The sequence below is a fragment of the Streptomyces sp. NPDC001027 genome (assembly GCF_040299045.1).
Classification (GTDB): Bacteria; Actinomycetota; Actinomycetes; order Streptomycetales; family Streptomycetaceae; genus Streptomyces.
The window spans coordinates 1-24,466 of record NZ_JBEPBI010000075.1 but is presented as its reverse complement, the minus strand read 5'-3'; the positions used below and the strand labels follow the sequence as shown (position 1 = coordinate 24,466).

General features: G+C 71.6%; 25 protein-coding genes. 19 read left to right on the top strand and 6 right to left on the bottom strand.

What is annotated here, in order from left to right; translation table 11 throughout:
- Positions 1 to 6: 6 nt before the first annotated feature.
- Positions 7 to 825, bottom strand: coding sequence for an SAM-dependent methyltransferase (locus ABT300_RS21465; protein WP_351678050.1), 819 nt, complete (start codon positions 823 to 825; stop codon positions 7 to 9).
- Between the two features lie 53 nt (positions 826 to 878).
- Here ABT300_RS21465 and ABT300_RS21460 point away from each other — a divergent pair, with 53 nt between their 5' ends.
- On the top strand, positions 879 to 1,100 hold the full coding sequence (locus ABT300_RS21460; RefSeq protein ID WP_351678047.1) for a hypothetical protein: 222 nt from the start codon (positions 879 to 881) through the stop codon (positions 1,098 to 1,100).
- A 100-nt stretch (positions 1,101 to 1,200) separates the two neighbouring features.
- Here ABT300_RS21460 and ABT300_RS21455 read toward each other — a convergent pair whose 3' ends face one another.
- Positions 1,201 to 1,842 (bottom strand): hypothetical protein, encoded by a 642-nt coding sequence (locus ABT300_RS21455; protein WP_351678044.1) that lies wholly within the window; start codon positions 1,840 to 1,842, stop codon positions 1,201 to 1,203.
- Positions 1,843 to 2,252: 410 nt separating this feature from the next.
- Between ABT300_RS21455 and hemL the strand changes: the two genes are divergently transcribed.
- The 9 genes from hemL to ABT300_RS21410 all read left to right on the top strand — a co-directional run bounded on the left by hemL (position 2,253) and on the right by ABT300_RS21410 (position 11,884).
- A complete protein-coding gene (gene hemL, locus ABT300_RS21450; RefSeq protein WP_351678041.1) occupies positions 2,253 to 3,569 on the top strand; it encodes a glutamate-1-semialdehyde 2,1-aminomutase in 1,317 nt (438 codons plus the stop codon).
- Positions 3,569 to 4,270: a histidine phosphatase family protein gene (locus tag ABT300_RS21445; protein WP_351678038.1), complete on the top strand. Its 702-nt coding sequence runs from the start codon at positions 3,569 to 3,571 to the stop codon at positions 4,268 to 4,270. The genes hemL and ABT300_RS21445 overlap by 1 nt, the downstream gene beginning before the upstream one ends.
- A gap of 252 nt (positions 4,271 to 4,522) precedes the next feature.
- Complete coding sequence (locus ABT300_RS21440) at positions 4,523 to 5,839, top strand: polysaccharide deacetylase family protein (RefSeq protein ID WP_351678079.1); 1,317 nt, start codon at positions 4,523 to 4,525, stop codon at positions 5,837 to 5,839.
- 66 nt (positions 5,840 to 5,905) lie between these two features.
- Positions 5,906 to 6,508, top strand: a complete 603-nt coding sequence (locus ABT300_RS21435; RefSeq protein ID WP_351678035.1) for a TlpA family protein disulfide reductase — start codon at positions 5,906 to 5,908, stop codon at positions 6,506 to 6,508.
- A 16-nt stretch (positions 6,509 to 6,524) separates the two neighbouring features.
- Positions 6,525 to 7,283, top strand: a complete 759-nt coding sequence (locus tag ABT300_RS21430) for a cytochrome c biogenesis CcdA family protein (RefSeq protein WP_351678077.1) — start codon at positions 6,525 to 6,527, stop codon at positions 7,281 to 7,283.
- A 3-nt stretch (positions 7,284 to 7,286) separates the two neighbouring features.
- Entirely contained in the window at positions 7,287 to 9,041 is a 1,755-nt protein-coding gene (resB, locus tag ABT300_RS21425) for a cytochrome c biogenesis protein ResB (RefSeq protein WP_351678032.1), read from the top strand.
- Positions 9,038 to 10,171 (top strand): c-type cytochrome biogenesis protein CcsB, encoded by a 1,134-nt coding sequence (gene ccsB, locus ABT300_RS21420; protein WP_351678029.1) that lies wholly within the window; start codon positions 9,038 to 9,040, stop codon positions 10,169 to 10,171. Before resB ends, ccsB begins: the two co-directional genes overlap by 4 nt.
- 76 nt (positions 10,172 to 10,247) lie before the next feature.
- Entirely contained in the window at positions 10,248 to 10,889 is a 642-nt protein-coding gene (locus tag ABT300_RS21415) for an RNA polymerase sigma factor (protein ID WP_351678026.1), read from the top strand.
- On the top strand, positions 10,886 to 11,884 hold the full coding sequence (locus ABT300_RS21410; protein WP_351678024.1) for a CU044_5270 family protein: 999 nt from the start codon (positions 10,886 to 10,888) through the stop codon (positions 11,882 to 11,884). Before ABT300_RS21415 ends, ABT300_RS21410 begins: the two co-directional genes overlap by 4 nt.
- Before the next feature lie 91 nt (positions 11,885 to 11,975).
- On the opposite strand, the gene ABT300_RS21405 is transcribed toward ABT300_RS21410, so the two are convergent.
- From ABT300_RS21405 to ABT300_RS21395, 3 genes are all read right to left on the bottom strand, one after another.
- Positions 11,976 to 13,538, bottom strand: a complete 1,563-nt coding sequence (locus ABT300_RS21405; protein ID WP_351678021.1) for an ABC transporter substrate-binding protein — start codon at positions 13,536 to 13,538, stop codon at positions 11,976 to 11,978.
- A complete protein-coding gene (locus ABT300_RS21400) occupies positions 13,538 to 15,745 on the bottom strand; it encodes an amino acid adenylation domain-containing protein (protein WP_351678018.1) in 2,208 nt (735 codons plus the stop codon). The genes ABT300_RS21405 and ABT300_RS21400 overlap by 1 nt, the downstream gene beginning before the upstream one ends.
- A gap of 153 nt (positions 15,746 to 15,898) precedes the next feature.
- The gene (locus tag ABT300_RS21395) at positions 15,899 to 16,540 is read right to left on the bottom strand and encodes a hypothetical protein (RefSeq protein WP_351678016.1); all 642 of its coding nucleotides are present in this window, start codon (positions 16,538 to 16,540) and stop codon (positions 15,899 to 15,901) included.
- Positions 16,541 to 16,725: 185 nt separating this feature from the next.
- Here ABT300_RS21395 and ABT300_RS21390 point away from each other — a divergent pair, with 185 nt between their 5' ends.
- The 3 genes from ABT300_RS21390 to ABT300_RS21380 all read left to right on the top strand — a co-directional run bounded on the left by ABT300_RS21390 (position 16,726) and on the right by ABT300_RS21380 (position 19,124).
- Complete coding sequence (locus ABT300_RS21390; RefSeq protein ID WP_351678013.1) at positions 16,726 to 17,508, top strand: MerR family transcriptional regulator; 783 nt, start codon at positions 16,726 to 16,728, stop codon at positions 17,506 to 17,508.
- A 151-nt stretch (positions 17,509 to 17,659) separates the two neighbouring features.
- The gene (locus ABT300_RS21385; RefSeq protein WP_351678010.1) at positions 17,660 to 18,121 is read left to right on the top strand and encodes a nucleoside deaminase; all 462 of its coding nucleotides are present in this window, start codon (positions 17,660 to 17,662) and stop codon (positions 18,119 to 18,121) included.
- A 4-nt stretch (positions 18,122 to 18,125) separates the two neighbouring features.
- Positions 18,126 to 19,124, top strand: coding sequence for an isopenicillin N synthase family dioxygenase (locus tag ABT300_RS21380; RefSeq protein WP_351678007.1), 999 nt, complete (start codon positions 18,126 to 18,128; stop codon positions 19,122 to 19,124).
- Positions 19,125 to 19,184: 60 nt separating this feature from the next.
- Here the strand turns inward: ABT300_RS21380 and ABT300_RS21375 are convergent, their stop codons facing one another.
- Positions 19,185 to 19,580, bottom strand: coding sequence for a PLD nuclease N-terminal domain-containing protein (locus ABT300_RS21375; RefSeq protein ID WP_351678004.1), 396 nt, complete (start codon positions 19,578 to 19,580; stop codon positions 19,185 to 19,187).
- A 146-nt stretch (positions 19,581 to 19,726) separates the two neighbouring features.
- Here ABT300_RS21375 and ABT300_RS21370 point away from each other — a divergent pair, with 146 nt between their 5' ends.
- The 6 genes from ABT300_RS21370 to ABT300_RS21345 form a co-directional block, all read left to right on the top strand.
- The gene (locus tag ABT300_RS21370) at positions 19,727 to 20,089 is read left to right on the top strand and encodes a hypothetical protein (protein ID WP_351678001.1); all 363 of its coding nucleotides are present in this window, start codon (positions 19,727 to 19,729) and stop codon (positions 20,087 to 20,089) included.
- 39 nt (positions 20,090 to 20,128) lie between these two features.
- Positions 20,129 to 21,586 (top strand): menaquinone biosynthesis decarboxylase, encoded by a 1,458-nt coding sequence (locus ABT300_RS21365; RefSeq protein ID WP_351677999.1) that lies wholly within the window; start codon positions 20,129 to 20,131, stop codon positions 21,584 to 21,586.
- Entirely contained in the window at positions 21,583 to 22,488 is a 906-nt protein-coding gene (gene mqnP, locus ABT300_RS21360) for a menaquinone biosynthesis prenyltransferase MqnP (RefSeq protein ID WP_351677997.1), read from the top strand. Before ABT300_RS21365 ends, mqnP begins: the two co-directional genes overlap by 4 nt.
- A gap of 66 nt (positions 22,489 to 22,554) precedes the next feature.
- The gene (locus ABT300_RS21355; RefSeq protein ID WP_351677994.1) at positions 22,555 to 23,217 is read left to right on the top strand and encodes a UbiX family flavin prenyltransferase; all 663 of its coding nucleotides are present in this window, start codon (positions 22,555 to 22,557) and stop codon (positions 23,215 to 23,217) included.
- 68 nt (positions 23,218 to 23,285) lie between these two features.
- A complete protein-coding gene (locus tag ABT300_RS21350) occupies positions 23,286 to 23,741 on the top strand; it encodes an Lrp/AsnC family transcriptional regulator (protein ID WP_057583651.1) in 456 nt (151 codons plus the stop codon).
- Between the two features lie 80 nt (positions 23,742 to 23,821).
- Positions 23,822 to 24,466, top strand: a 645-nt coding sequence (locus ABT300_RS21345) for a radical SAM protein (RefSeq protein ID WP_351677991.1), incomplete at its 3' end; no start/stop codon positions are given.

Below are 24,466 nucleotides of genomic sequence, written 5' to 3'. Positions count from 1 at the left end.
GCCCCGTCAGTCGCCCTTGCGGGCCACTCCGCCGTAGATGCCGATGGGCGGGGTGTCCGGCGCGGGCGGCTCGTCGGGACGCCACTGCGGGACCAGGACCAGGCCCGGATCGAGCAGGGTGAGGTCCCCGAAGAAGTCCAGGACGCGGGAGTGGGTGCGGGGGTTCATGCTGGCGGTCGCGCCCTTGTAGACGGCGGCCGCTTCCTCGCGTCCGTCCTCGTGGAGGTCGCCCGTCGCGTGGGACAGCACCAGGTACGAGCCGGCGGGCAGCGCGTCACGCAGCTCGGCGACGACGGCGTCCGGATCCTCCGCCTCGGTGAGGAAGTGCAGGACGGCCACCAGCAGCAGCGCCACCGGCCGGTCGAAGTCGATCACCCGGCGCACGTCGGGGTGGTCGAGGACGGACCGGGGGTCGCGCAGGTCGGCCAGGACGACGGAGGTGTCGGCGGCGTCGTCCACGAGGGTCATGGAGTGGGTGCTGACGATCGGGTCGTTGTCGACGTAGGCGACGCGCGTCCCGGGTGCGACGGCCCGCGCGATCTGGTGCACGTTGGGCTCGGTCGGCAGACCCGTGCCGATGTCGAGGATCTGCCGGACGCCGCCCTCCGCGACGACATGACGGACGGCGCGGTGCATGAAGCTCCGGTTGGCCCGCACGGCCACCCGGACCTCGGGCGCCGCCTTGATGAACTGCTCGGCGGCCGCCTGGTCGACCTCGTAGTTGTCCTTCCCGCCGAGGAAGTAGTCGTACATCCGGGCGGGGTGCGGCTTGCTCGTGTCGATGTGCAGAGAGGTGCCGCCGTCGCCGCCGAGGGCAGAGGACATGACGCAGGGCTCCGTCCATGAGTGACTGTCAGGTCGTCATCCTGACATGCACCGTGCATACCGACGACACCGGTACGGGTGGCCCGGGCGACCGGCCCGAGGGCGCGCTGCTGGGCGAGACCGTCCTGTCCGAGCCGGCCGCCGCGCTGCGCGTCCTCACGGTCGGCGAGTACGTCGAGGTCTACGCCGACGGCGTCTTCGTCCTCACGGCCCTGAGCTACGCGGGGCGCCCCGCCCCGTGGACGGCGGTCTCGGACGGGCGGACCCCACGTTGACAGGCCCAGCCACGAGCGTGCGGTGAAGGGGGTGCGGTGAAGGGGGTGCGTTCAGGAGGGCGGGGCCGAGAGCCCCGCCCGCACCGCGCTCATTCCCGGCTCAGGGCCACACCAGGCAGTACGGCTGATGCCCCGCCTCGTGGAGGCGGTGGCTGAAGTCCTGCCATTCGTGCAGGAGTTGGTACACGTTGAACGCGTCCCGGGGGCCGCCGCGGTCCGGGACCGTCGACCAGATGAAGGCTGCCGCGCCGACCGCTTCCTCGCCGATGTCCCGCAGCGGGTCGACGACGGTCATCGGGAGCTTCACGACGGCGTAGTCGGGGTGGAGGACGACCAGCTCCAGCGGGGGCACCTTGTGCAGGGGGACGCCCTCGATGCCGGTCAGGACCATCGCGGCCATCGTCTCCGGCTTGATCTTGGTGAACATGCCGTTCATGCCGAGCTCGTCGCCGCCGAGCTCCTCGGGGCGCATCGAGATCGGGACGCGGGCCGCCGTGGCGCCGTCCGGTGCGCCGAAGTACTTGTACGTCACCCCCACCCGACCACCATTCCTGCTTCCCGCCTCGAGACGGTCGACCTGGTCGACCTGCCGGTCGACCCGCTCGGACTCGCTCGGTGCGCCTTGTGCCTGCGTCTGTCGCGCTTCGCCGCTGTCCTCCATGTTGCGCCGGTGCCTTCCCCGCCGGGCACGCCGAGGACCCAGGTCGTCAGTCCCCTCGCCCAGTCCGCCACCGCGATGCATATCTCCACCCGACTGCTTTTCTAGGACGCGCCGGCGCCGCCGCGCAACCCGATCATCGTGTCAGTGACCTCCCCCACGGCCGCCCGCCGAAACGTGCGGTGAAACACCTGTCCGCAGGAAAAACTCGCAGTCCCTCGACACACGGTCGGTGAGAGCTACGTCTGTCAGGCCCGTTCCGACTCAGTTTCGCAGATGGCGAAGCGGCCCGCGGAGCCGCGTACGCCACGGCCGGGCCGGCGAAGGGGCGTGAAGAGGCCGTCTGACGGGCCGCGGCGCGGCCGGTGCCGGACAGGCGCCGTCGTGGCCGGCGACGGCACGCCCCGTGGGGCCCGGCCGGCGCTGGCCTACCCTGGGAGTTCACTGGCAACCGGAGTCCAGCAAGTCGGAGAAGGTCGGAGAAGCCGCAGGTCATGAGCGAACTGCCCTATTCATACGATGCGCCCGTCTCGCAGGCGCTGTTCGACCGTGCGTCCGTCGTCACGCCGGGCGGCGTGAACTCGCCGGTGCGCGCGTTCCGCGCCGTGGGCGGCACGCCGCGGTTCATGGTGTCCGGCGCCGGCCCGTATCTGACGGACGCCGACGGGCGGGAGTACGTCGACCTGGTCTGTTCCTGGGGGCCCATGATCCTCGGGCATTCGCACCCCGAGGTGATCGCCGCCGTGCAGGAGGCCGTCACCCGCGGCACCTCCTTCGGCACGCCCGGTGAGGGCGAGGTCGCGCTCGCCGAGGAGATCGTGGCGCGGGTCGAGCCCGTCGACCAGGTCCGCCTGGTGTCCAGCGGCACGGAGGCCACCATGTCGGCCATCCGTCTCGCCCGCGGCTTCACCCGGCGCACCAAGGTGATCAAGTTCGCCGGCTGCTACCACGGGCACGTGGACTCGCTCCTCGCGTCGGCGGGCAGCGGGGTCGCCACGTTCGCGCTGCCCGACACCCCGGGCGTCACCGGCGCGCAGGCCGGCGACACGATCGTCCTGCCGTACAACGACCTGGAGGCCGTGCAGGAGGCCTTCCACCGGCATCCCGGTGAGATCGCCTGCGTGATCACCGAGGCCTCGCCCGGGAACATGGGCGTCGTGCCGCCGCTGCCCGGGTTCAACCAGGGGCTCAAGGACGCCTGCCGGGCCAACGGCGCGCTGTTCGTCTCCGACGAGGTGATGACGGGGTTCCGCACCAGCCGCTCCGGGTGGTTCGGGATCGACGGGGTCACGCCCGACCTGATGACCTTCGGCAAGGTCATGGGCGGCGGCTTCCCGGCCGCGGCGTTCGGCGGACGGGCCGACGTCATGGGGCGCCTCGCGCCCGCCGGGCCCGTCTACCAGGCCGGCACGCTCTCCGGGAACCCGGTGGCCACCGCGGCCGGCCTGGCCCAGCTCCGGCTCCTCGACGACGCCGCGTACGTCAAGGTGAACGAGGTCTCCACGCAGATCCAGTCGCTGGTGTCGGAGGCGCTGACCAAGGAAGGCGTCGCGCACACGCTGCAGAGCGCCTCGAACATGTTCTCCGTCTTCTTCACGGACCGTCCCGTGCGCGACTACGAGGACGCCAAGGCGCAGGAGTCGTTCCGCTTCACCGCCTTCTTCCACTCGCTGCTGGCGAACGGCGTCTATCTGCCGCCGTCGTCCTTCGAGTCCTGGTTCGTGTCCACGGCCCATGACGACACGGCCGTCCAGAGAATCGCCGACGCCCTCCCGGCGGCGGCCCGAGCGGCTGCGGAGGCCACGGCCTGATGAGCACCTTCGAGAAGAACGGCGCCGCCCAGGACATCACCGTCGTCCACCTGATGCGGCACGGCGAGGTCCACAACCCCGACGGCGTGCTCTACGGCCGTCTCGACGGCTACCACCTCTCCGAGCTGGGCCGGCAGATGGCCGACCGCGTCGCCGAGCACCTCGCCTCCCGCGACGTCACCCACGTCGTCGCCTCCCCGTTGGAGCGGGCGCAGGAGACGGCGACGCCCATCGCCAAGGCCCACGGGCTCGACCTGGCCTCCGACGCGCGGCTGCTGGAGGCGGAGAACGTCTTCCAGGGCAAGACGTTCGGGGTGGGGGACGGGGCGCTGCGCCGGCCGGAGAACTGGAAGCACCTCGTCAACCCCTTCAAGCCGTCCTGGGGCGAGCCCTACGTCGACCAGGTCGTGCGGATGATGGGCGCACTGGACGCGGCGAAGGACGCGGCCCGCGGGCACGAGGCCGTGCTGGTCAGCCATCAGCTGCCGATCTGGATCGTGCGGTCCTACGTCGAGCGGCGGCGGCTGTGGCACGACCCGCGCAAGCGACAGTGCACGCTCGCCTCGCTGACGACGTTCACCTACCAGGGCGACCGGATCATGTCGGTCGGGTACACCGAACCCGCCCTCGACCTGGTGCCGCCGCACCTGCGCGCCGGCGCCAAGCCGGTCCAGGGCAAGAGCAAGGCCTTCGGCGCGTAGGGAAGCCCTTCGGCGCGCGGAGAAGGCCTTCGGCGGCCACGAGGAGGCCTTCGGCGCGTGCGGGGAGGCCTTCGGCGCGTGACGGGTGAGGACGGCCGCCCGGCCGCCCGGCCGGGCGCTCCGGCCCGCGGGGTCCGGTCGGGTGGCTGAAATACCCCTCTGTTACCGAATCCGGAACTATCGGCGGAACGCTGTCGTTCATCATGTCCTCTGAATGGGTGACCACCAGAGGATCTGATGAACGAGGACGCCATGCGCACGATCACCCGAAGGGGAGCACTCGGACTCGGGGCCGGAGCCGCGGCAGTCGCCGGACTCGCCGGCTGCGGCAGCCTCACGAGTTCGGACGACCCTTCCCCCGCCGGTGACGCGAAGAAGGGCGGCAAGGGCGGCGGTTCCGGCAGTCCCCGTCCGAAGTCCGACGCCCGCCCCATCGGCGACGGCTCCACGTCCTTCACCGGCAAGCAGCCCCGTCAGCCGGCCAAGCCGACGCCGCTGCAACCCGGCGAGGAGCCGCCCCAGTTCGTCGTCTTCTCCTGGGACGGCGCCGGCGAGGTCGGCAACGGACTCTTCGACCGCTTCCTCGACCTCGCCAAGGCGCACGGCGCGAGCATGACCTTCTTCCTGTCCGGGCTGTATCTGCTGCCCGAGTCGAAGAAGCGGCTCTACGACCCGCCGAACAACCCCCGCGGCGCCTCCGACATCGGCTACCTCACCGACGAGCACGTCAAGATGACCCTCGCGGGCGTCCGCCGCGCCTGGCTCGAGGGGCATGAGATAGGCACCCACTTCAACGGCCACTTCTGCGGCGAGGGCCACGGTTCGGTCGGCAAGTGGACGCCGGCGCAGTGGCGCAGCGAGATAGACCAGGCGAAGAAGTTCGTGAAGGAGTGGCGGACCAACACCGGCTGGACCGACCTGCCCGCGCTGCCCTTCGACTACGACAAGGAACTCGTCGGCGCACGCACGCCCTGTCTGCTCGGTCAGGACAACCTGCTGCCCACCGCCCGCGCCCTCGGCTGGCGCTACGACGCCTCCTCGCCGGGCGGCCGTCAGGTGTGGCCGAAGAAGAAGGGCGGGATCTGGGATCTGCCGTTGCAGCAGATACCGTTCCCGGGGCGCTCCTTCGAGGTCCTCTCGATGGACTACAACATGCTCGCCAACCAGTCGGTCAACTCGACCAAGGCGCCCGCCCACAACTACCCCGGCTGGCGGCAGCAGTCCTCCCAGGCGTACATCCAGGGATTCAAGCGGGCATTCGAGACGAACCGGGCGCCCTTCTTCGTCGGCAACCACTTCGAGCAGTGGAACGGCGGCATCTACATGGACGCCGTCGAGGAGGCCTTCAAGCACATCGCGCGCGAGAAGGAGAAGGGCGCCGACGTGCGCATCGTCTCCTTCCGGCAGTTCGTCGACTGGATCGACGTCCAGAAGCCGGAGGTGCTCGAGAAGCTGCGCACCCTGGAGGTCGGGCAGCAGCCGGCCGGCGGCTGGAAGTCGTTCCTCGCCGCGACCCCGAAGACGCCGACCGTCCCGAAGTCGCCGACGGGCTCCGCGTCCGCCGCCTGAAAAGCGGTTTTCTCCCCGCAAGGGGGGTGCGCAAGATCCCCAGAACGGGCATGCGAAACTTTTCACATGAGTGCCGCCTGGATCCGTCCGCGTCGCCCCGCAGTCCTCGGCGCGGGTGCCGTCGTCGCCGCGTTGCTGCTGTCCGCCTGCGGCTCCGGCGGCACGTCGGGCGGGGGCGGCGGCACCAACTTCGTCCTGGGCAAGGACGGCATCTCCACCGCCGAGAAGGGCGAGCGGGCGCAGGTCCCGGACCTCTCGGGCGAGACCGTCGCGGGCAAGCAGCTGGACGTCGCGTCCTTCAAGGGCAAGATCGTCGTCCTGAACGTGTGGGGCTCCTGGTGCGCACCGTGCCGCGCCGAGGCCCCCAACTTCGAGAAGGTCTCCAAGGACCTCCAGGGCAAGGGCGTGCAGTTCGTCGGCATCAACGTCGCCGACCCCCAGGTCCGCAGCGCCCTCGCCTTCGAAGAGCAGTACGGCGTCACCTACCCCAGCCTGTACGACCCGAGCAGCAAGCTGATCCTCCGCTTCCGCAAGGGCACGCTCAACCCGCAGGCCATCCCCTCCACGCTCGTCGTCGACCGGCAGGGGAAGATCGCCGCCCGCTCGCTGGCGGCGCTCAGCGAGGAGAAGCTGCGCAAGATGATCGCCCCGATCCTCGCGGAGAAGTGACGTGAGCGCGCTCACCATGTACGCCGCCGCCACGGACCCGAACCAGACGGTGATGAGCGGCGCCCTGCTGCTCGCCCTGCCGCTCGCCCTGCTCGGCGGTCTCGTCTCCTTCTTCTCGCCCTGCGTCCTGCCGCTCGTCCCGGGCTATCTCTCCTACGTCACCGGCGTGACCGGCACCGACCTCGCCGAGGCCCGGCGCGGACGGATGGTCGCCGGCGCCTCCCTGTTCGTCCTCGGCTTCACCGCCGTGTTCGTCTCCAGCGGCGCCCTGTTCGGGTACTTCGGCCAGACGCTCCAGGAGAACCAGGACGTCCTGTCCAAGGTGCTGGGCGTCCTCATGATCCTCATGGGCGTCTTCTTCATGGGCCTGATGCCCTGGATGACGCAGCGGGAGTTCCGCTTCCACCGCAGGCCCGCGGCCGGGCTCGTCGGCGCTCCCTTCCTCGGCGCCCTGTTCGGCATCGGGTGGACCCCCTGCATCGGCCCGACCCTCGCCTCCGTCATCGCGCTCTCCTCCCAGCAGGGGAGCGCGGGCCGCGGCGCCATACTGACCGTCGCCTACTGCCTCGGCCTCGGCGTGCCGTTCGTGCTCGCCGCGGTCGCCTTCCGCAAGGCGCTCGGCGCCTTCGGCTGGGTCAAGCGCCACTACGTCTGGGTGATGCGGATCGGCGGCACGATGATGATCGTCACCGGTCTGCTGCTCCTGACCGGCGCCTGGGACCGCATCGTGCAGGACATGCAGTCCTGGTCCGCCGGCTTCACCGTGGGGATCTGAGTCATGAGCAAGAGCACGGTCAACGCCGGTCCCGGCGGGACTCCGGCCGCCTCCGAGGCCGCTTCCCAGGCCGCTTCCGAGGAGCAGGACCTCGGCGCCGCCGGCTCGCAGCTGTCGACCGCGCCCACCGACTCGCTAGCGAACATGCCCGGTCTGGGCGTCATCGGCTGGGCCCGCTGGTTCTGGCGTCAGCTCACCTCCATGCGGGTCGCGCTGCTGCTTCTGCTGCTGCTCGCGCTCGGCGCGATCCCCGGCTCGCTGATCCCGCAGTCCGGCAACGACGAGACGAAGGTCGCCGACTTCCGCCGGGCCCACGGGAGCCTCGCGGTCGTCTACGACCGGCTCGGCCTCTTCCACGTCTACAGCTCGGTGTGGTTCTCCGCGATCTACCTGCTGCTGTTCGTCTCCCTCGTCGGCTGCATCGTGCCCCGCACCTGGCAGTTCGTGGGCCAGCTGCGCGGCCGCCCGCCGGGTGCGCCGAGGACGCTGACCCGGCTGCCGGCCTACACGACCTGGCGTACCGAGGCCGAGCCGGAGCAGGTGCGCGAGGCCGCGCTGGCACTGCTGAAGAAGCGTCGCTTCCGCGCCCACGCGAGCGGGGACGCCGTCGCCGCGGAGAAGGGCTATCTGCGCGAGGTCGGCAACCTCGCCTTCCACATCGCCCTCATCGTGATGCTGGTCGCCTTCGCCTGGGGTCAGCTCTTCAAGTCCGAGGGCAACAAGCTCCTCGTCGAGGGCAGCGGCGGCTTCTCCAACACCCTCATCTCCTACGACGACTTCAAGTCCGGCAACCTCTTCGACACCGACGACCTGAACCCGTTCAGCTTCACCCTGGACAAGTTCACCGGCACCTACGAGACCTCGGGCCCCAACACCGGCACCCCGCGCACCTACCAGGCCGCCCTCACCTACAGCGTGGGCGCGTACGGCAAGGACGAGAAGACCGTCGTCAAGGTCAACCACCCGCTGGAGATCGACGACTCGAAGGTCTATCTCACCGCCCACGGCTACGCCCCGGTGATCACCGTCCGCGACGGGAAGGGAAAGGTCGTCTTCCACGACGCCGTCCCGCTGCTGCCGCTCGACTCCAACGTCACCTCGTCGGGCGTGATCAAGGTCCTCGACGGCTACCGCGACGCCCGGGGCGTCAGCGAGCAGCTGGGCATCTCGGCGTTCTTCCTGCCGACGTACACGCCGGGCAGCGAGACCGCGTCCACGTTCCCGTCGCTGCGCAACCCCGTGCTGAACCTGACGCCGTACCACGGCGACCTCGGCGTCAACTCGGGCATCCCGCAGAGCGTGTACCAGCTCGACAAGGCCCATATGAAGGGCTTCAAGGACGCCAAGAACGCGCAGCTGCGCGAGAACCTCAAGCCCGGCGAGACCATGACCCTCCCCGGCGGGGCGGGCACGGTCACCTACGACAGCACCCGCCAGTGGGCCAACTTCCAGATCACCCAGCAGCCGGGCAGCGGCTGGGCGCTGGGCGGCGCGATCACCGCGATCTTCGGGCTCGCCGCCTCCCTGTTCGTCCAGCGCCGCCGGGTGTGGGTGCGCGCCGTGCGGGGGGCCGACGGGGTGACGGTCGTCGAGATGGCCGGCCTCGGCCGCAGCGAGTCCGCCAAGGTGCCCGAGGAACTCGGCGCTCTCGCCGCGACCCTGTACGACCGGGCCCCCGGCGCGCCCGACGCCGCTCCCGACTCACCCGAACCCACCGATCCCCCCGTCGTACCCGCCGAAAAAGGGGCTGAGCAGTGACTCTCGCCGCCGCGACCGAGTTGGCCGCCGCCACCAACGAACATCTCGCGAGCATCAGCAACACGCTGATCTACTCCTCGATGGCCGTCTACACCCTGGCCTTCTTCGCGTACATCGCCGAATGGCTCCTCGGCAGCCGCAGCAAGGTCGGCCGCACCGCCGCCGCGCTCACCGCCCAGCAGGACGCGAAGGCGAAGGGGCCGGCCGTCACCGTGACGAAGGGCGGCTCCACCGCCGTCCTGGAGCGGCCGCAGGTCGTGGTGCGCTCCGCGGCCGGCGCGCGTGACGTGCCCGACGGGCCGGGCGCGCACGGCGGCGACGAGCAGGGCGACATGTACGGCCGGATCGCCGTCTCCCTCACCGTGCTCGCCTTCCTGGTCGAGGTGGGCGGCGTGATCGCCCGTGCGGCCTCGGTGCAGCGCGCGCCGTGGGGCAACATGTACGAGTTCAACATCACCTTCTCCACGGTGGCCGTCGGCGTGTACCTCGCCCTGCTCGCGCTGAAGAAGAACGTGCGCTGGCTCGGCCTGTTCCTGATCACCACGGTCCTGCTGGACCTGGGCCTGGCGGTGACGGTCCTCTACACGGCGAGCGACCAGCTGGTCCCGGCGCTGCACTCCTACTGGCTGTACATCCACGTCTCCACCGCGATCTTCTGCGGCGCGGTGTTCTACGTCGGCGCGGTCGCCACGATCCTGTACCTGTTCAAGGACTCCTACGAGAACAAGCTGGCGAACGGCGGGACGCCCGGCAAATTCGCGAACTCGGTCCTGGACCGGCTCCCCGCCTCCGCGTCCCTCGACAAGTTCGCCTACCGAGTGAACGCCGCCGTCTTCCCTCTGTGGACGTTCACGATCATCGCGGGCGCGATCTGGGCGGGCGACGCGTGGGGACGCTACTGGGGCTGGGACCCCAAGGAGACCTGGTCGTTCATCACCTGGGTCGCCTACGCCTGCTACCTGCACGCCCGCGCCACCGCCGGCTGGAAGGGCCGCAAGGCCGCCTACCTGGCGCTCCTCGCCTTCGGCTGCTGGCTGTTCAACTACTACGGCGTCAACATCTTCATCTCCGGCAAGCACTCCTACGCCGAGGTGAAGACCCTGGGCGCGCTGACCGGCATCACCTTCTGATCCGACGCGGCGAAGGCCGGTTCCCGTGATCCAGGTCACGGGAACCGGCCTTCGCCGTGCGGACAGGTAGAAGGGCGTGAACACCGATCCGAGTACCCCGAGCGCTCGGCGAACGCTGAGAAGACGCATCCGCGCGGGGGACCACGACGCCTTCGGCGATCTCTTCGACGCCTACGCCCGTTCCGTCTACAACCACGCCTACCGGCTCACGGGGGAGTGGACGGTCGCCGAGGAGGTCGTCTCGCTGACCTTCCTGGACGCCTGGCGGCTGCGCGAGCAGGTCGACGACGACGGCGGCTCGCTGCGCCCGTGGTTGCTGGGCATCGCCACCAACGTCACGCGCAACACCCGCCGTGCGGCCCGCAGGCACGCGGCGGCCGTCGCCCGGCTCCCACGTGGGGAGGAGCCGGGCGACTTCGCGGAGGAGGTCGCGGGGCGGGTGGACGACGCCGCCCGGCTGGCCCTGGTGCGGGCCGCGTTCGGGAAGCTGCGGCGACCCGAGCGGGAGGTGCTGGCGCTGTGCGTGTGGGGCGGCCTGGACTACACGGCGGCGGCGGAGGCCCTGGGCGTGCCGGTCGGCACGGTGCGATCGCGGCTCTCCCGGGCGCGGACAAAACTCGCGAAACACATCGAAACGCTGGAACTCCCGCGCACCCGCGGACAGATGAGAGGTGACCGCAGCACCGCGGTCGGGCCCCTGAGGGAGGGAAACCCGTGAACCACCAGCTCCCCGACATCCCGGACCCCGCAGTTGCGGAACGGGACCTTCCGCCGGGCCGTCACCGACTCCTCAAGGAGCGTCTGATGACCGAGATCCTGCGCGACGGCCACGAGTCACCGCCCGTGCGGAGGCGTAAGCCCCGGCTCCGGCCGTTGTTCGTCGCGGCCGCCGTGACCGCCGTCGCCGCCGTCACGTTCACCCTGCTGCCCTCGTCCGGCGGCGACGCCGCGCCGCGGGTCCGCACCGCCGCCGCCGTCCTGGAGGACGCGGCGCTGGCCGCCGAGCACACGGCGGGGTACGGCACCGTCCGCGGCGACCAGTTCGTGTACGTCGAGAACAAGACCGCCCCCGAGGGAGTCGCCAAGGCCGGGTCGTGCGTCGCGGCTTCGCAACGGGAGAAGAGCTGGGTGTCCGTGGACGGCAGCCGGCCGGGACTGCGCCGCTTCCCCGGGTTCCGCGATCTGCCCATCGAGGGCAAGCGGCCAGGAGACCGCCACTACGACACCTACCCGGGCTACGACCACATGAAGTCCCTGCCCACCGGGGCGGACGCGATGTACGACTGGCTGCGGGCGGTCGCGCCGGGACGTGTCTTCCACATCTTCCCGAAGGCGAAGAGCTTTCCGAGGGAAGGCCTTGCCGAGCTCGAGAAGGACCAAGCCGTATTCGACCTCGTGGGGGACATGTTCGCGCAAGCGATCGTTCCTCCGCAGCAGGGCGCCGCGTTCTACCGCGCGGTCGCCCGTGTTCCCGGGGTGACGGTGACCGAGAACGCCGTCGACTGCCTCGGGCGGCACGGCATCGCCATCGCGCGCCAGGACGCGGGGGCGACACTGCGCACCGAGTGGATCCTCGATGCGAAGACGTACGCGTTCCTCGGGGAGCGAAGGACCCTCACCGAGGACCGGTTCGGCATGAAGAAGGGCACGGTGCTCCGCGACACCGCCGTCGTGCGCCGGGCCGTCGTCGACAAGGTGGGCGAACGGCCGTAGCGCCGCCGGCCCTGTGAGGGCGGCCGGGCGTGCCGTGGACGGGCGGTCGCCGCACCCCGGCCCGCCCGTCCTACCCGCCGGCCCGGCCGTCCTACCCGCCTTTGACGGCCGGCAGGCACTCCTTCGACGGCGGCTTTCCCTCCGGCCAGGCGATCCGGACGAAACGGGAGCCGCCGTCGGTGTGCAGTTCGACGATCGGCACGGCCTTGTCGTACGGGTTGCCGTGCACGTCCAGGCAGATCCAGCCGCTCGCCCCGTTCACCCGCAGCGATCCCTTGACCTGCGGCCACTGCAGGCCGACGTCCGCGAGGGGCGGAGCCGTCCCGCCGTCCGGGGTGGCCTCGCGGATGCCGTGGACGGCCAGCGTGATCGCGTCATAGCCGATGATCAGCTGGCCGTCCTCCAGGGCGACCTCGCCGATCGGGCCGACAGGTTCGCGGACCGCGCGGGCGAGCAGGTCGGTGAGGACCTTCGCGTCGGCGGCCGAGCCGCCCGGCCCCGGGGGTGACGTCGTCCAGGCGTCCGGGTGGGCGAGGGCGGTGTAGCGGACCGACAGGTTGTGGGTGAGGGCCGTGCGGTCCAGCTTCTTGTCCCCGGACAGGTACGAGCCCTCGTCGCCGGTCAGCACGGTGAACTTCCGGTCCTGGCAGCCACGGGCGCCCAGCGCGTTGACGAACTGCCGCAGCTGGGTGTGCCGGCCGGCGAACAGGATCGTGTCCGTGCCCGCCGAGGTGTCGCACACCAGATGCGTGATCTGCCGGAAGGTGTTCGCGGTGGTGCCCTCCTGCGTCCGGTCGGCGGGCGGGGTGAACGGCTGCGGTTCGTAGGGCGACCCCTTGAGCAGCGCGGCGAACGACGTCTGCAGCGTGCGCGTGTACGGGTCGCCTGGCTTGTCGTACACCAGCAGCGCCCGTGCGGCGTCGACCTTGGCGAACGAGGCCAGGGCGCGCGCCTGGTCGGTGTTGGTGGGGGCCACCCGGGCCAGTCCTGGGAAGGGGTCCTTGCCGTTCTGCCCGTTGGCGAGGTCGTCGGCGGTGATGGACGCGCCGACCACCGGGATGCCCCGCCGGGTCAGCTCCGCCACCGCCTTCTTGTTGGCGTCGGTGCTCTGGCCGACTCCCGCCACCGCCCGCAGCCGGTCCTCGCCGCGCGTCATCCGCTCCAGCTGGTCGACCATCGTCTCCCAGTGGGCGCTGGTCGCCCCGGGGTTGGCGAGCACCAGACGGATCGCCGGGGCCTGCCCGTTGGAGGTGTGGTTGGCCTGCCACTGCGCCAGGTAGGCCCCCTGCATCTCGTGCTGGATGTCGCTGAGCGTCGAGGGAGTGGTGGCGGTGTACGGCAGCATCAGGGCGACGGTGACGTAACTGCCCGTCTTCAGGCGGCTGTTCTCCCGGTCGATCGCCTTCACCGTGTCCCGCAGTTGCGGGTGCCCGAAGTCGAACGCGCCCGTGGCCACGCCCACGCACTCGTCGCTGTCGGGCGGGCGGGCCACCCCCGGCGCGCACGCCCGGTGCTCGGCGGTGACCGCCCGCACGGCGAAGACCAGCCCGGTCACCACGGCGGCGGTGAGCAGCAGCGCCAGATAGCGGTGCAGGCGGATCTCCCAGATCTCCCGAAGCCACCGCACCAGCGGGCTTCTGACCCCGTCCGCCATCACGCCTCCCCGTCACTGCCGTCGCCGTCCCCGCCGTCCGGTCCGTTCCCGGTCCGGTGGCCGCCGTCGTTCCCGTCGCCGTCCATGTCGCCGTCGTCCTCCGGAACGCGCAGCGGGCGGCCGGCGAGGGCGTCGCGGGGCCATGCCCGGGATGCCGCGAACAGCAGCGCGCCCCCGGCGGGCCGCAGATCGGACAGCTGGAGCAGTTCGAACTCCAGCCGCTCGCACACCCGCGGATCGGGCAGCACCAGCGGGTCGGACACCTGCCAGACCGCGTGCAGCAGCCGCCGTATCCGCAGGTGCAGGGCCCGGTCGACGCCCTCGGGCGGCTCCTCGCCGGCGTCGGTGCGGCCCAGCGCGACCGCCGAGCGTCGGTCCTCGTGCCCGTCCGCGTCGCGTCCCTCGGTGTCGTGCGCGTGGAAGTAGGGCGCGGTGCCCAGCAGCCGGAGCGTCAGCAGCCAGGCGCGGGTGGCGAGGACCGGGAACATGTCCCGCAGGTGGGCGACCGCCTCGGCGGTGTCTCCGAGGGCGAGCCGGTGGTACAGACGGAAGGCGGCCACGCCGGGGCTCGGGGTCCGGAAGCCGCGGCCCGCCGCGAAGTGGGCGATCATCGTCTCGTGCGTCTCGCGCCACCCGGTGTGGTCGGCCTGCCGATGGTGCAGCCGGAGCAGCAGCAGGGTGCGCAGGAACGGGTCGCCGACGAAGTGCCCGGTCTCCTCCGGGATCCCCTCCTCGGCCAGCCGGATCCGCAGCGCTCGTACGCCCGACGAGCCGAAGTCGTCGGGGAGCCGGGCCTGGGCGAGGGCTGTGGCGGAGGCCTGGCCGTGGGCCGCCGCGAGGACCGTCAGCTCCTCGAGCCGGTCGGCGGGGGCAAGCCGGGCCAGCAGCTCGGCGTAGACGGGCCGGCCCTCGTCGGCCTGCCCCTCCTCCAGCCTGATCCTCGCGGTGAGCAGCCGTCCCAGCGACGTCGCCTGCTCCGGGTGCTGCCGGGCGGCGGTCGCGAGCAGCGCGATGCCGAGCGGGTTGCCGCCGGTCAGCCGGTGGGTGGCGTGCGGAAACCGGGGCGGCGGTTCGACGTCGTAGCAGACCGCGCCGACCATGTGCAGGGTGTCGTCGGGGGAGAGCGGCGGCAGCGGCGCCACCAGCGCCCGCGAGGACGGCGATCCGCCCGGCGCCCAGTCCGTGGCCCGGGCGACCTCCGGCAGCGCGCGGCGCACGGCGTCCCCCAGCGCCGGGTGGTCGGGGCCGCGGACCGTCGCCACCCACACCACCTGGTCGGCGACCCCGTCCGCCCGGTCCCGCAGGACGGCGTCCAGCAGGCCCGCGCCCGGACCGCCGCCCGCGTTGTCCAGCAGCACCAGCGGTCGGCCGAGACGGGTCAGATGCGAGCCGAGCCCCGAGTACGCGTCGGCGAGGTCGGCGAGCAGCGCCCGCACCAGCCAGCGCTCGGCGTGCTCGCGGGAGGCGCCGCCCGCCCGGAAGTTCCCGGCGAGCAGCAGCAGGCCGCGCTTGGCGTTGCCGCCCGCGTTCGGATAGCTGCGGTACCAGGTGGCCGGCTTCTGCTCCTTGCGGTGCGTGACCCCCTCGGACAGCGCCTCCAGGGTGGCCTCGACGGTCGCCGCGACGAACGGGCCCCCGCCGCTCGCCGCCGCGATCACCTTGGACGCCACCTTCGCCGCCCACCGCCCGGCCAGGGTGAACCGCGAGGCCCGTTCGTTCAGCAGCAGGATGCGCACCAGTTCCCGCCGGATGCGGTCGGAGTCGGTCCGTCCGCTCCAGTCGCTGGCCCGTACGGCGACCAGCCCGGCCGTCAGTCGCGGGAACGTGAGCTGCCCGGCCGCCCGCACCGGCTCCGTCAGCTGCTCGGCGACCACCAGCAGCGCCTGCCATACCGGTGACCAGGACTCGGGGCTCTCCTCGTGGGGCGGGCGGGCGAACTGCTCGTCCTCGCAGTCGATCAACGCGACCGGAGTGCGCCTTCGGGCCTCGCCCCGGCGGGTGTGGCCAGTGTAGGCGTCCCACAGCTCGGCCAGCACCGCGCTCTTGCCCAGTCCCCGGCCGCCCGACAGGACCAACAGCGGTGGCCCGCCCGGATGTTCGAGTTTCTCCGTGTGCAGCTCGTAGGGACGGATCCCGACCAGCCGCGCTACGAGACCGGCCGGATCGACGTCGAACAGCGCGCCCCGCCCGTACAACCGTCTGTGCACCGTACCTCCCCCAGGGCCGGTCCCCAACGCAAGGGTAAGGAGAGGGAGTTGATATCCGCCAGATCGCGTGGCGCCCCTCGCGCCACGAAAGGGGCCCGCGCGGCGGAGGGAACCGGCCCGCGCGGCGGCGGGGCCGGCCTCACGCGCGGTCGGTCACCAGTCCACCTCGGCGGAGGTCTTGCCCGAGCCGAGGACCTGCACATGGCCGTGGTCGCCGTACACGGCGAGCCGCCAGCGGGCGAAGACCTGCGCGGTGCGGTCGACGTCCGCCTGCTCCCACACGCCGTAGTCGACGAGGACGACGGCCACGCGGCGGTCACTGCCCGCGGGCACGCGGACATGGACGCCCGTCACATGGGCGGCGACGGCGGCGTCCGCCGTCGGGAGGCCCGCCCCGAGGAAGGCGCGGAACTCGCGGAGCATCGGGAACCAGCGGTGCGGACCCTGCGTCGGCACCCTCTTGCCGTCCGCCGTCGTGTCGCCCGCGAAACGGCCGTCGCCCTGGTCGTCGGTGGTGGTGCCCGGGAGCGCGCCCTGGTCGTCGGTGGTGGTGTCCGGCAGCGCGCCCTGGTCGTCGGTCGTGGTGTCGGGGCCGGATCCCTGGTCGTCGGAGGTGGTGTCGGGGAGGGTCTCCTCGCCGTCGTCGCTCGTCTCGTCCCCCGCGGACGATCCCCCTGCGGACTGGGAGCCCGCCGCATGCGTTCCCGCGCGTTCCGTGCCGCAGGCGGTCAGCGGCAGGCAGCAGCAGGCGAGCAGCGCGGCGACGGCCGCGTACCGAGTCGTCACGATCTTCATCCGATGTCCCCCTTTGCACGGTGAGAGAGGTCCGCACGGCCCGGGGTTGCCTCGATTGCGCCGCGGATCCGCGGTGGGACGGGTTTCGGTCGTCCGGCGGCCCGCCCGCTCCCGGACCTGCCGCGGCCCGCCTGCGGAACACGTACGGTGTCACCTCCCCCCTCCTCGCCCGGGAGCCGTTCAGGATGACCCATCGCCGGCTGCGCACCGTCGACCTCGCCCGGCTCGCGGGGCTCTCCACGCAGCAGATCCGCAACTACGAGGAGGCGGGGGTGCTGCCCGAGGCGGAGCGCACCGAGTCCGGATACCGCGTCTTCGGGGCGGCGCACCGGCAGGCGCTGCTGGCGTACCGGGCGCTGGTGAAGGGTTACGGCCCGGTGACGGCGGCCCGGATCATGCGGACCGTCCACAAGGGGGAGGTCGCGGCGGCGCTCGCGCTCGTCGACGAGGCGCACGCCGAACTGCACCAGGAGCGCACCGCCCTGCGGGCGACCGGAGAGGCCCTGGAGGCGCTGGCCAGGGAGGCCCCCGGTCGCGCGGAATCCCCCAGACCTGCCGCCGGATCCCCCGGACCCGCCGCCGCAGCCCCGGGGCCCGCCGGCTCCCTCCGGGCCGTCCCCTCCTCCGGGCTGCGGATCGGCGAGGTGGCCCGGCTGCTCGGGGTGCGGACGTCCACGCTGCGCGTGTGGGAGGCGGCCGGGCTGGTCAGTCCGCCGCGCGAGCGCGGGACCCGGTACCGGGTCTACGGTCGCGCCGAGGTCCGGGACGCGCGGATCGTGCACAGTCTGCGCCGCGCACACCACCTGTTCGCGCAGATCCGGCCCGTGCTCGCGGAGTTGCGCCGGGAGGGCGGCAGCGAGGCGGCGCTGCGGTCCGCGCTCGCGGCGCGCGGGGAGGCGCTGACGGCCCGCAGCCGCGCGATGCTGGCGGCGGCGGGCCGTCTGCACGACTACCTGGACGACGTCTAGTCCGGTCACGCGGTCCGGCACAGAGTTGGGTCACGCGGTCCGGTCACGACTCCGGGAGGTTCGGGCATCAGGCGTCAGCCGTCGAGCGGCGGGCGTCCCGGACGAGTGATGCGGCGTTGCCCCCGGCCGTCCGCCGCAGCAGCATGAGCGCATGGATCACCTTCTCGACCGGCCGACGGCGAAGGCCTGGCTGGCTGCCGCCGTCGCCGAGGCCCGCGCCGGTGTCGCCGAGGGCGGCATCCCCGTCGGCGCGGCCCTGTACGGCCCTGACGGCATGCTCCTCGGACGCGGCCGCAACCGCCGCGTCCAGGACGACGACCCCTCCGTGCACGCCGAGACGGCCGCCTTCCGCGCGGCGGGCAGACAGCGGTCGTACCGCGGCACGACGATGGTCACGACCCTCTCCCCGTGCTGGTACTGCTCCGGTCTGGTCCGCCAGTTCGGCATCTCCCGGGTGGTCGTCGGAGAGGCGACGACCTTCCGGGGCGGCCACGACTGGCTGGCGGAGCACGGCGTGGAGATCGTGCTGCTGGACGACGCCGAGTGCGTCGCGATGATGCGTGACTTCATCGCGCGGAACCCGGCCCTGTGGAACGAGGACATCGGTGAATGACTCCGTGAGCGATCCCGTCGGCGGCCCGGACTCCGCCGGACGGATTTCGCGCATCCCCACCATCGACCTGCGGCCCTGGCTGGGCGGCGACCGGGCCGCCCGAGCCGCGATCGCCCGCACCGTCGACGAGGCCCTGCAGACCGCCGGGTTCCTGCTGATCACCGGGCACGGCGTCGACCCCTCGCTGCGCACCCGTGTCCGGGAGGCCGCCCGGGCGTTCTTCACGCTCCCCGCCGAGGCCAAGCAGCCGTACGCCGCGAAGGTCGGCGGGCGCGGCTGGCTCGGCCCCGGCGCGGAGGCCAACGGCTACGCGGAGGGCACCGAGACGCCCCCCGACCTCAAGGAGTCCCTGACCTTCGCCACCCATGAGCCCTTCGACGACCCGGTGATCGACGCCGAGTGGTACGCGCCGAACGTCTGGCCCGCGCAGACCCCGCGGCTGCGGGCGCTGTGCGAGGAGTACCTGGAGCGGATGGCCGAGCTGGAGAAGGAGCTGTTGTCCCTGCTCGGCGAGGCGCTCGGCCTGGAACCGGACTTCTTCTCCCGCCACATGGACCACCCCACGTACGGCTTCAACATCAACTGGTACCCGGGGAGGGACGTTCTCGGCGAGCCGCAGCCCGGTCAGTTCCGCATCGGTCCGCACACCGACTTCGGCACCGTCACGATCCTCGACCGGCAGGCCGGCAAGGGCGGGCTCCAGGTCTGGACGGACGACGGCGGCTGGGAGGACGCGCCCTTCGACCCGGCCGCCCTCACCGTCAACGTCGGCGACCTGCTGGCGCGTTGGACGGGCGACCGGTGGCGCTCCGGCCGGCACCGGGTCCTGCCGCCCCCGGCCGACGAGCCCGCGGAGGAGCTGATGTCCCTCGTCTACTTCGGCGAGTGCACCCCGGGGACGCTCGTGGAGTCGGTGCCCGCCCCGGTCGGCCGGGTGGCGTACGAGCCGGTCGACTCGCACGTCTATCTGCGCGAGAAGCTGGACTCCATCACCGTCGGCTGAGCACCGCACTCGGGGCCCGGCGTCGCGGACCGAGCCCCGGAGCGACCGGGGCCGCCGGGCTCAGCCTTCCGTGGGCTCCTCGCCCGACTCGCGCCGCTTCAACTCGTCCTCGCGGCGGCGCAGATCGGCCTCCCAGTCCTTGAGGAGCTTCTCGTCCTTCTTGTTCTCGTCCTTCAGGGACTTGAGGAACTCGGGGTTGTCGTCCGGCGCGACGAACTCCGTGCGGTGGTTGCGGTGCCACTGCGACGGCGTGGAGCCGCCCGCCGGCGCGTGCCGCGTCTTCCCGGCCACCAGCCAGGCGACCGGGCCGACGAGCACCTCGCCGAAGAGCAGGATGATGATCACCCAGACCACCTTCGGCAGCCCGCGCACCTCCTCCTCGGGGGTGTTCAGGCAGTCGATGAAGGCGTAGATCCACAGTGCCAGGACCAGCAGGAACGGCAGATACCTGAGCATGGTGGCGGGTTCTCCCGGAAGACGGCGGCGGGGCGTGGGCGGCCCCGGTGACGGGGTCAGGGTAGCGGGTGGGGAGAATGCTGCCGGTGGCTTGCGCCGCTGCCGGAGCTCCCGGACCCGGTGGCGGCCGACACGGGGGAGGAACCATGCATCCGGCATTCGTCGAGGAACGTTTCATCAGCCGCGCGGAGAATCGTCGCGGCCTGGGCGTCTTTCTGCTCGGCATCGCGGCCGCACTGTGGGTGTACGCGGCCTGGCAGATGTTCTCGCCGTACGAGACGGAGGGCGGCACCGAGTGTGACGCGCCCGTCGTCGCGGAACGCGAGGCGTCCGAAGGCGGCCTCTGGAAGACCACGCGCTGCGCCACCGAACGTGACTGGCCCCGGCCGGTCACCGCCCTGCTCCTGGCAACGCCCCTCGCCACGGCGGGCGGTGCGCTGTACGCGACGGGCGCGGCGAGCGTGGGGCTGCGGCGGCACGAGCAGGACGTGGAGCGGGCGGGGGGGTGATGCGTCGGCCCGGAGGGGGCCTCGGCGATACTGGGACACATGGCTTACGACGATCTTCGTTCCCTGCTCAGGGCACTGGAACGCGAAGGCGACCTCAAGCGCGTCAAGGCCGAGGTCGATCCGTATCTGGAGGTCGGGGAGATCGTCGACCGGGTCCAGAAGTCCGGCGGCCCCGCGTTGCTCTTCGAGAACGTGAAGGGGTCGAGCATGCCCCTCGCGATGAACGTGTTCGGCACCGACCGGCGGCTGCTGAAGGCACTCGGGCTGAAGTCGTACGCGGAGATCAGCGACAGGATCGGCGGGCTGCTGCGGCCCGAGCTGCCGCAGGGGTTCGTGGGCGTGCGCGAGGCATTCGGGAAGCTCGGCGCGATGACGCACGTGCCGCCGAAGAAGGTGAAGTCCCAGGACGCGCCCGTCCAGGAGGTCGTCCTGCACGGCGACGACGTCGACCTCGACGCGCTGCCCGCCCTCTTCACCTGGCCGCAGGACGGCGGCTCCTTCTTCAACCTGGGCCTGACCCACACCAAGGACCCCGAGAGCGGCATCCGCAACCTCGGCCTGTACCGGCTCCAGCGCCACGACAAGCGCACGATCGGCATGCACTGGCAGATCCACAAGGACAGCCGCAACCACTACCAGGTCGCCGCCCGCAAGGGCGAGAAGCTGCCCGTCGCCATCGCCTTCGGCTGCCCGCCCGCCGTCACCTACGCCTCCACCGCCCCGCTCCCCGGTGACATCGACGAGTACCTGTTCGCCGGGTTCCTCGCGGGCAAGCGGATCGAGATGGTCGACTGCAAGACGGTCCCGTTGCAGGTGCCGGCGCAGGCGGAGGTCGTCGTCGAGGGCTGGCTGGAGCCCGGCGAGATGCTTCCCGAGGGCCCCTTCGGCGACCACACCGGCTTCTACACGCCGCAGGAGCCGTTCCCCGCGCTGAAGATCGACTGTGTGACGATGCGCAAGCGGCCGTTGCTGCAGTCGATCGTGGTGGGCCGGCCGCCGACGGAGGACGGCCCGCTCGGCCGCGCCACGGAGAGGTTCTTCCTCCCCCTCCTCAAGATCATCGTCCCGGACATCGTGGACTACCACCTGCCCGAGGCCGGTGGCTTCCACAACTGCGCGATCGTCTCGATCGACAAGAAGTACCCCAAGCACGCGCAGAAGGTCATGCACGCGGTCTGGGGCGCGCACATGATGTCGCTGACCAAGCTGATCGTGGTCGTCGACGCGGACTGCGACGTCCACGATCTGCACGAGGTCGCCTGGCGGGCGCTCGGCAACACGGACTACGCCCGCGACCTTTCGGTCGTCGAGGGCCCGGTCGACCATCTCGACCACGCCTCCTACCAGCAGTTCTGGGGTGGCAAGGCGGGCATCGACGCGACGCGGAAGTGGCCCGAGGAGGGGTACACGCGCGACGGCGGCTGGCCCGAGATGGTCGTGTCCGACCCGGAGACGGCCGCCAAGGTCGACCGCCGCTGGAAGGAGTACGGGCTGTGAGCTCCGCATCCGCAGCGCTCCCGCAGCAGCCGGGACGCACCAAGGCCTTCCTGCGCCTGGTGATGATCGAGCACTCCGTGTTCGCGCTGCCCTTCGCCTACATCGCCGCGCTGACGGCGATGTTCGAGCTGGACGCCAACATCCACTGGGGCAGGCTGCTGCTGGTCACCGTGTGCATGGTGGGCCTGCGCACCTTCGCCATGGCGGTCAACCGGATCATCGACCGCGAGATCGACGCCCGCAACCCGCGCACCGCGCACCGCGAGCTGGTGACGGGCGCGATGTCGGTGAAGCACGCGTGGACCGGCGCGCTGATCGCCGTCGCCGTCTTCCTCGGCTCGGCGGCCATGCTCAACCCGCTCTGCCTGGCCCTCGCGCCCATCGCCGTCGTGCCGATGGTCGTCTACCCCTACGGCAAGCGGTTCACGAACTTCCCGCAGGCCATCCTGGGTCTGGCGCAGGCCATGGGGCCGATCGGCGGCTGGCTGGCGATCACCGGCGAGTGGTCCTGGGAGGCGGTGATCCTGGGCTTCGCGGTGGGCGTCTGGATCGGCGGCTTCGACCTGATCTACGCCTGTCAGGACGTGGAGACGGACCGGGAGACCGGCGTCATGTCGGTGCCGGCCCGGTTCGGCATTCCGGCGGCCGTCAGGGGCGCGCGCGTCTGCCACGCCGTGACGACCGCGCTGCTCGTCTGGTACGCGGTCGCGACCGGCGCGGGCGCGTTCCTCTGGCTGGGGCTGCTGATCGTCGCCGGCGCGTTCGTGTACGAGCACTCGATCGTGAAGCCGCACGACCTGTCCCGGCTGAACAGGGCGTTCTTCTCGACGAACGGGTTCATCGGCATCAGCCTGTTCGTCTGTGCGCTCGCCGACCTGCTGGTGCGCGGACTCACGGTGTAGTCCCGTCCTGAAGACCTTTCCGCCCACCGGTACGCTCAAGGTGTGAACGCAGGAGAAACGCAGCGCGTGCCTTGGATCGTGGGGGTGTCCGGGGCGTCCGGTACGCCCTATGCCGCCGCTGTGCTGCGTGCGCTGCTCGCCGGGGGCGAGAGCGTGGATCTGGTGGTCAGCCGGGCCTCGCGGCTCACCCTGCTCGACGAGACCGGGATCTCCTTCCGGGACGCGCACTGGCGGGACGACCTGCGGGAATGGCTCGCGCGGGGGGCCGACGGGAAGCCGGGCGCGTTCGACGTGGACGTCAGCGGCGACCGGGTGCGGCACTGGAGCGCGGGGGATCTCGCCGCCGGTCCCTCCTCCGGGTCGTACCCCGTCAGGGGGATGCTGATCGTCCCCGCCTCGACGGCCTGCGTCGCCGGGGTCGCCCTCGGACTGTCGAAGGACCTGCTCCAGCGGGCCGCGAGCGTCACGCTCAAGGAGCGACGGCCGCTCGTCGTCGCCGTGCGCGAGACCCCGCTGAACGGGCAGACGCTGCGTCATCTGGTCGCGCTGGACGACGCCGGCGCGAGCGTCGTGCCCGCCTCGCCCGCGTTCTACGCGGGGGCCTCCCACATCCAGGACCTGGTCGACTTCGTCGCCGGGCGCGTGCTCGACGCGGCGGGGGTCGCGCACGGGCTCTACCGCCGGTGGGACGGCGATCTCGGCGGTGCGGCCGGAACCCGGGCCTCATGAGGGCCGTCTGAGCAAGTCGCAGTACCTCTCATCTCTTCAGAATTCTTGATCGGAAGGCTTCGATTCGCATGGACGCGGTGGACAGGCAGCTCATCCAGGCCCTGCGGGAGAACGGCCGGGCCTCGTACGCGGAGCTGGGACGCCTCGTCGGCCTGTCGGGACCCAGTGTCACCGACCGCATCAACCGGCTGGAGGCGGCCGGCGTCATCACCGGCTACCGCGCCACGGTCAACGCCGCCCAGCTGGGCCTGGGCGTCATCGCCCTCATCGGCATCTCCCTGTCCGACGCAGCCGATCACGAGGACGTGGCAGCCCGGCTCAAGGACCTGAGCGAGATCGAGGACTGCTGGTTCATCGCCGGCGACGACTCGTTCATGCTCAAGGTGCGGGCCACGGACGTCGACGGTCTGGAGAAGATCATCCGCCGGCTCAGCGGGACCAAGGGCGTGTCCCGCACCCGTACCACCATCGTGCTCTCCACGAAGTGGGAGAACCGCGTCGGGGAGCTGCCGGAAGAGGTGTGACGGCGGGGACGTACGGTTGGTCGGGTGGTCAGGAGAGCCGTCGGGGAGCCGTCGGCAGGTCGTCGGTGAAAGGTGTGGGCATGGACGTCGGGCTCAAGCGCGAGCTGGAGGAGAAGGTCAGGGCCGGTGAGCGGCTGACCCGTGAGGACGGCGTCGCGCTGTACGAGTCGGACGACCTGGCGTGGCTGGGCGGACTCGCGCACGAGGTGCGCACCCGCAAGAACGGCGACGTCGTGCACTTCAACGTCAACCGCCACCTCAACATGACCAACGTGTGCACGGCGTCCTGCGCCTACTGCTCCTTCCAGCGCAAGCCGGGGGAGAAGGACGCGTACACGATGCGCATCGAGGAGGCGGTGAAGCTCGCCAAGGCGATGGAGGGCGAGAACCTCACCGAGCTGCACATCGTCAACGGCCTGCACCCGAACCTGCCGTGGCGCTACTACCCGCGGTCGCTGCGCGAGTTGAAGGCCGCCCTCCCGAACGTCTCGCTGAAGGCGTTCACGGCGACGGAGATCCACCACTTCGAGACGATCTCCGGGCTGTCGGCGTCGGAGATCCTCGACGAGCTGATCGACGCGGGCCTGGAGTCGCTGACGGGCGGCGGCGCGGAGATCTTCGACTGGGAGGTCCGCCAGCACATCGTCGACCACCGCACCCACTGGGAGGACTGGTCGCGCATCCACCGGCTGGCCCACGCGAAGGGCCTCAAGACGCCGGCCACC

Excerpts from the sequence above, each read along its gene's own strand:
- ABT300_RS21465 (WP_351678050.1), bottom strand. The coding sequence starts at position 825 with ATGTCCTCTGCCCTCGGCGGCGACGGCGGCACCTCTCTGCACATCGAC.
- ABT300_RS21455 (WP_351678044.1), bottom strand. The coding sequence starts at position 1,842 with ATGCATCGCGGTGGCGGACTGGGCGAGGGGACTGACGACCTGGGTCCT.
- hemL (WP_351678041.1), top strand. The coding sequence starts at position 2,253 with ATGAGCGAACTGCCCTATTCATACGATGCGCCCGTCTCGCAGGCGCTG.
- ABT300_RS21445 (WP_351678038.1), top strand. The coding sequence starts at position 3,569 with ATGAGCACCTTCGAGAAGAACGGCGCCGCCCAGGACATCACCGTCGTC.
- ABT300_RS21440 (WP_351678079.1), top strand. The coding sequence starts at position 4,523 with ATGCGCACGATCACCCGAAGGGGAGCACTCGGACTCGGGGCCGGAGCC.
- ABT300_RS21435 (WP_351678035.1), top strand. The coding sequence starts at position 5,906 with ATGAGTGCCGCCTGGATCCGTCCGCGTCGCCCCGCAGTCCTCGGCGCG.
- ABT300_RS21430 (WP_351678077.1), top strand. The coding sequence starts at position 6,525 with ATGTACGCCGCCGCCACGGACCCGAACCAGACGGTGATGAGCGGCGCC.
- resB (WP_351678032.1), top strand. The coding sequence starts at position 7,287 with ATGAGCAAGAGCACGGTCAACGCCGGTCCCGGCGGGACTCCGGCCGCC.
- ABT300_RS21405 (WP_351678021.1), bottom strand. The coding sequence starts at position 13,538 with ATGGCGGACGGGGTCAGAAGCCCGCTGGTGCGGTGGCTTCGGGAGATC.
- ABT300_RS21395 (WP_351678016.1), bottom strand. The coding sequence starts at position 16,540 with ATGAAGATCGTGACGACTCGGTACGCGGCCGTCGCCGCGCTGCTCGCC.
- ABT300_RS21390 (WP_351678013.1), top strand. The coding sequence starts at position 16,726 with ATGACCCATCGCCGGCTGCGCACCGTCGACCTCGCCCGGCTCGCGGGG.
- ABT300_RS21385 (WP_351678010.1), top strand. The coding sequence starts at position 17,660 with ATGGATCACCTTCTCGACCGGCCGACGGCGAAGGCCTGGCTGGCTGCC.
- ABT300_RS21375 (WP_351678004.1), bottom strand. The coding sequence starts at position 19,580 with ATGCTCAGGTATCTGCCGTTCCTGCTGGTCCTGGCACTGTGGATCTAC.
- ABT300_RS21370 (WP_351678001.1), top strand. The coding sequence starts at position 19,727 with ATGCATCCGGCATTCGTCGAGGAACGTTTCATCAGCCGCGCGGAGAAT.
- ABT300_RS21365 (WP_351677999.1), top strand. The coding sequence starts at position 20,129 with ATGGCTTACGACGATCTTCGTTCCCTGCTCAGGGCACTGGAACGCGAA.
- ABT300_RS21350 (WP_057583651.1), top strand. The coding sequence starts at position 23,286 with ATGGACGCGGTGGACAGGCAGCTCATCCAGGCCCTGCGGGAGAACGGC.